Source organism: Pseudorhodoplanes sp. (genome assembly GCF_035565795.1).
Classification (GTDB): domain Bacteria; phylum Pseudomonadota; class Alphaproteobacteria; order Rhizobiales; family Xanthobacteraceae; genus Pseudorhodoplanes.
This window is the reverse complement of the sequence record NZ_DATMRV010000212.1, coordinates 1-5347: the sequence shown is the minus strand read 5'-3', so window position 1 is coordinate 5347 and position 5347 is coordinate 1. Positions and strand designations below refer to the sequence as shown.

Below are 5347 nucleotides of genomic sequence, written 5' to 3'. Positions count from 1 at the left end.
GCACGGGATCACCACGGGATGCGTCTATTGCACGGTGCATCCGCAGTCGGTCGACGCGCTGTTCGAGGAGGCGGAGCGGCTCGGGATGCGGCTTGCTGCCGGCAAGGTGATGATGGACTGCAACGCGCCCGACTATCTCCGCGACACGCCGCAATCCGGATACGATGATTCCAAGGCGTTGATCGCCAAATGGCACGATCGCGGGCGTCTGATGTATGCGATCACGCCGCGCTTTGCGGCGACGAGTTCGCGCGAGCAACTTGAGGCGGCGGGCACGCTCTGCAGGGAGCATCCCGAATGCTACCTGCAGACCCATGTGTCGGAAAACGAACGCGAGGTCGCGTGGATCAGGACGCTGTTTCCGGAGCGGAGTGGCTATCTCGATGTGTACGATCACTATTCCCTGTGCCGGCCGCGCGCGATTTTCGGACACGGCGTACATCTCACCGACGACGAAATGCATGTGCTGCACCGGACCGGCTCGGCGATCGCGCATTGCCCGACCTCGAATTTCTTCCTGGGCAGCGGCTTCTTCAATATCGCACGAGCGATGCATGCGGACCGGCCGGTGCGGGTCGGACTGGGCACTGATCTCGGCGCCGGCACGTCATTTTCGATCCTCTCGACCCTGAGCGAGGCCTACAAGGCGGCGCAGCTCAACGGCTATGCGCTGTCGCCGGGGCACGCCTATTACCTTGCCACACGCGGCACCGCGCATGCGATGTACCTCGATGACAAGATCGGCAGCATCGCGCCGGGCATGGAGGCCGATCTCGTCGTGCTCGACATGAAGTCCACGCCGCTGATCGAATACCGGATGCGGTTCGCGAAGGATTTCGAGGAGGCGCTGTTCGTCCAGATGATGCTCGGGGATGACCGCGCGGTGCAGGCGACCTATGTCGCGGGCAAGCCGGTTTACGACCGCGACGCCCCGTTTCTTGCGATTTGAGGATTTGCTCCGGCTACGCGTCGAGGCGATCGAACCGCAAGACGGCCTCGGCAATAACCGCGGTACCGGCGGCTAATGCGTCGGGCTCTGCCCATTCTTCCGGCGCGTGGCTCTTGCCGTCCCGGCACGGGATGAACACCATGGCAGAGGGCGCGATGCGGGCGACAAAGGCCGCGTCGTGACCGGCGCCGGACGCGATGTCGGTCGATGAGAAGCCCAGCGCCCTGGCGCTGTCGCGCAGCAATTCACGCAAGCCTGCGTCGCATGCGGTCGGGTTGGTGTCGGACAGACGCGCGAACACGGCGCGCTCGGTACGGCTCTCCTTCGCAAACGCGGCTGTTTCGGTATCGAGCCGCGCGAGAAATTCGTCCATCAGTGCACGATTTTCCGACCGCGCGTCGATGATGATACGCGCCTCCTGCGGCACGACATTGGATGCGCCGGGCGCGACGGATGCGATACCGATGGTCGCGACGAACAGGCCCGCGTTTCGCGCGACGAGTTCGCGGGCGACGCGATCGACAAACACCGCAGTCTTTGCCGCGGGCGTGAAGGCGTCGCGGCGCAGATGCATGGGAGTTGTCCCGGCATGATCGGCGGATCCCTTGAAGACGACCTCGATCCGCGTGATGCCGACAATGGCCGTGACGATGCCGACATCGATCTTGCCGTCCTGCAGAACCAGGCCCTGTTCGATGTGCAGTTCGAAGAATGCCTTGATGTCGTCGCGTCTTGCGGTTGCGAGTGCCGATACGTTGCCGCCGACGCGATCGATGGCATGAGACAGCACCTCACCGGATGGATCGGTGTAGGCCAGCATCCGTTCCTCCATCACACCGGCCATACCGCGGCTGCCGATGCAGGAGAGGCCGAATTCGCTCGGTTCCTCGGCGAGAAAATCGATGACCTCGAGATTGTGGCGGAGCGCGGTGCCCGACTGAGCGATCGAGCGCGCGATCTCAAGCGCCGCGAGGACGCCCGCAGTCCCGTCGAAGCGGCCGCCGGATGGCACGGTGTCGGAATGCGAGCCGATCATGATCGTGCCTGCGGCAGGCTCGGAGCCGGCGCGTCGTCCGATCAGGTTGCCTGCGGCATCAATGCGGGTTTCGAGTCCGGCCGCTTCGAACCGCTGGCGCAGCCACAGGCGGCCCTCGTCAAAGAGCGGAGAAAACGACCGGCGCGTATAGGGTTTGCCCGGATCGGTGATCTCGGCGAGGTGCATGAGATCGTCCCATAGCCGGCGGCCATCGATCGGCAGGTTGCTCGTCATCAGGATTTTCCTGCGTTCGCCATCATGGAAAGGTCGTGCGTGCCGCTCTTCAGCGCTGCCGCGGCGAGTGCGTAGCCGCCGGTCGCGCCGTCGACAAAGTGCATGTGGTCGGCATGCGTCGGGAACGGCGTGAAACATGTCATCATCGCAGCCTGTTCCCGATGCAGGCCGAAGCGCACCGTTCCGTCACGCGCGGCCGCCGCGAGCTTCTGCTCGATCTCCTCTGCCAGCTCGGGGGTGCAGTCGATGATCATGCGCAACGCATCGTCGAATTTGCGATGATCGGAGTTCGCCACGACCTGCTTCATGTAGACCGAGGGAATGAAGGGCCCCACGCGCACGCGAAACTGAAAGATGAGGTAGTAGAGCGCCGTCCGGAACAGCGCGGCGATACGACGCAAGATCAGCGGGACGTTTCCGTACCGTGACGCTCGAGCCTCGAGCTCGATCCCCTGCGGAGGCCAGCGGAAAGATGGCCCTTGCGCGGGGACAGGGGCGTGGCCTTTCCGTTCGGCCAGCAGCACAAGCTCCTGCACCACCCGGCGGAAAGCGCGCTGGTCTGCCCGCTCGCCCGGAACGACCAGGATCGCGAGTACAAGGCCGTGCTGTGACGGCATTTCCTCGAAGCGGCACGACAGTCCGCTCAGATCGGGACGGGTGCCGGGCGGCGCCGGTGGGATGGCAAAGAGTCCCCGTTTCATCGCTGCTTCGGCCCAGGCGAGTCCCCCGCCGGCGAACATCGCATAGGTCACATCGTCCGACGGAGCGAACCGCGCAACGCGCACGTCAAGACCGTTGTCCCGGATGGTCTTGACCGGAACCATGGCGCCACGCAGTTCGAGCGAGAGCTCATCCTGCGCCCAGCTGAGTGTCGCGGCCAGCGCGTCGCGCGCAGCATCGGCCCAGGAGGGCGGTACCGCAAAGCTCGCGCCGTCGCCGCCGAACACGAAAGGAAAGTCGCGGCCAAGGGTATTGATCACAGCCGCAATGCCCGCCGCACCGGCCATGTTGACGGCTTTGTAGCGGTTCGCGCGGATGGCGCTGGTGGAGCCGACGACATCGGTGGTCCCGATCAGCCAATCGTCAGGGAGCGGACGGTATAATGTCTCGTCCGTGACACTCGGAAAGCCGCGGAACACGGGAATCCGGTCGTAGAAATCTTCGCTGCCGGGATCGGATGTCACAAATCACCTGTCGCTAGCCGCTGCGTTACCGCGTTCTCATGCTTCAAGCGAGCGTCAAGTATCGGTCCGGCGCGTCCGTCGTCAGTTTGTCGATTCGAACCAGCGCAGAAAGCGGCCGCCAGCCACCCCCCGCATCAAGGCGATATTATATTCGGTGAAGATCTCCGGCCGATGCCAACCGCCGGTCGGCCAATTCGACACGGCGCGTTCGAGCCGCGGCAGGTCGATGGCGCGGCGGGCAAGTGGCGATCCGGACAGGGCGGCGATTTCGCGGGCGATCTCGTCACGCCGGCCACTGATCCGCCGGTGCCATTCCGCATCCTGCAGCCCGTGCCGGCGATTGGTGAGAACACTCTCCGGGAGAAGTCCCCACATCGCGCGACGGATCAGGGATCGATCGATGCCTTCGGCGAGATATTGTTCGGGCGGAACGCCAAAGCAATATGAAACCACATCGATGTCGGCGGTCGGGTCTCTCACCTCGACACCGGTAAATGCTTTCTCTGCGGCATGCCATTCCCCGACATAGTCAGCCTGCACAAGTCCCCGAATGCGCTCGTCGCGTCCTGCGCGATAATGAAAGTCGTGGCCGACCTGTCGTGCGCGCGCGGTCACGTTCATCGCGGCGGCAAAGTCGGGCCGGATCGGCGAATGGTCCTGCCATGGCGCGATGCGGTTCGCATGCCTGCGGCGAACCACCCAATCCCGCAGGCGGGGCGGCATGACCGGTTCAATGAACAGGTTGCGCGTGGCGGCCCAACGCGAGTGGGGCGAGCGCCGATAATAGAGTTGCCATTGACGAAGGGCGGTCAGCAAGCGGCCGCGCATGAGATGATCGATGGACTGCGACCAGCCATTCCAGCTGATGGTGTAATTGCCGTGCAATCCGCCGAGCAGCACACGCCGGCCCTGCGACCGCGCGAGCCGCAGGATCGACAGAACCCAGCCAAGGTTTGTCGGATTTCTCACCGGCGCCTCAAGAGCGATGAAGAACCGGTCGAGCTCGGCGAGATCGTCGGCCACATTGTTCGGCACATAGGTGACATCGATGGTGCCGGCCGCCTTCGCGACCGCTTCGACGAAAGGCCTGGCGTCTGCGTAGTGCCCGTCCTGTACGGGTCCATCGAAGTCGGCGCCTGGCACACCGGTGAACGCCGCCAGACGTTGACCGGTCTCGGCGAGCGCGCGCGCTGTGAGTGCTGTCACTGACGACGAGTCGAGCCCGCCACTGAGGAGGCAACCGAGCGGGTGAGCGCTGCGCAGCTGGCGTCGCACCGCGATGTCGAGCTGCTCGCGCAGCCCGTCCGCATAATCCTGGTCGGAAGCGTATCGCACCGGTTTGACATCACGTGGCGACCAGTAGCGCTGATGCGAGATCGCACCTTGCTCATCGACGTGCATGACGTGCGCCGGCGGCACGCGATACACGTCCTTATAGATGGTGGTTGCATGGTCCGCGTGATTGAGCACCAGGAAATCGGCGAACTTTTCCTCGCTCAACTCTCGCAGCACGTCCTTCAGCGCGAACAGGCCGTTCGGCATGGTCGAGAACGCAAAGAAGCGCCGATTGCGATGCCACATGACGACATTCAGCCCGAGATGGTCTCGCGCGAGCGTCAGGCGACGGGTTCGCGGGTTCCAGATCGCGGCCGCGAACGGACCGCGCAGCATCGGCCACACATCGTCGCCGAATTTTTCGAAGGCCTCGAGTACGATCCGTGAGTCCGGCGAGTTCAAGGCTTCGTGCGGCGAAAGTCCGAGACGGCGAAGCATGTCGTCGCGATTGTCGAGCCGAAGATCGGCCGTGATGATCGCACCACTCGCACTGCGATAAGGTTGATGATCGCTGCGGTCCTCGGGCGTCATGCGCATCAGCACATGCACGAGGCCGACATGTCCGCTGACGGCGATGTCGGATCGGTCAGGGCCGTGCGCGCGCAGTGC

At 64.2% G+C, this 5347-nt stretch carries 4 protein-coding genes; 1 reads left to right on the top strand and 3 read right to left on the bottom strand.

The features are described 5' to 3' along the window. Positions 1-949, top strand: a 949-nt coding sequence (gene guaD, locus VNZ93_RS19060) for a guanine deaminase (RefSeq protein ID WP_325708790.1), incomplete at its 5' end; no start/stop codon positions are given. 13 nt (positions 950-962) lie between these two features. On the opposite strand, the gene VNZ93_RS19055 is transcribed toward guaD, so the two are convergent. From VNZ93_RS19055 to VNZ93_RS19045, 3 genes are all read right to left on the bottom strand, one after another. Next, the gene (locus VNZ93_RS19055) at positions 963-2219 is read right to left on the bottom strand and encodes a Zn-dependent hydrolase (protein ID WP_325708788.1); all 1257 of its coding nucleotides are present in this window, start codon (positions 2217-2219) and stop codon (positions 963-965) included. Then, the gene (locus tag VNZ93_RS19050; RefSeq protein ID WP_325708786.1) at positions 2219-3403 is read right to left on the bottom strand and encodes a DUF3095 domain-containing protein; all 1185 of its coding nucleotides are present in this window, start codon (positions 3401-3403) and stop codon (positions 2219-2221) included. Before VNZ93_RS19050 ends, VNZ93_RS19055 begins: the two co-directional genes overlap by 1 nt. An 81-nt stretch (positions 3404-3484) precedes the next feature. Beyond that, a partial coding sequence (locus tag VNZ93_RS19045) for an asparagine synthase-related protein (protein ID WP_325708783.1) occupies positions 3485-5347 on the bottom strand: 1863 nt, incomplete at its 5' end.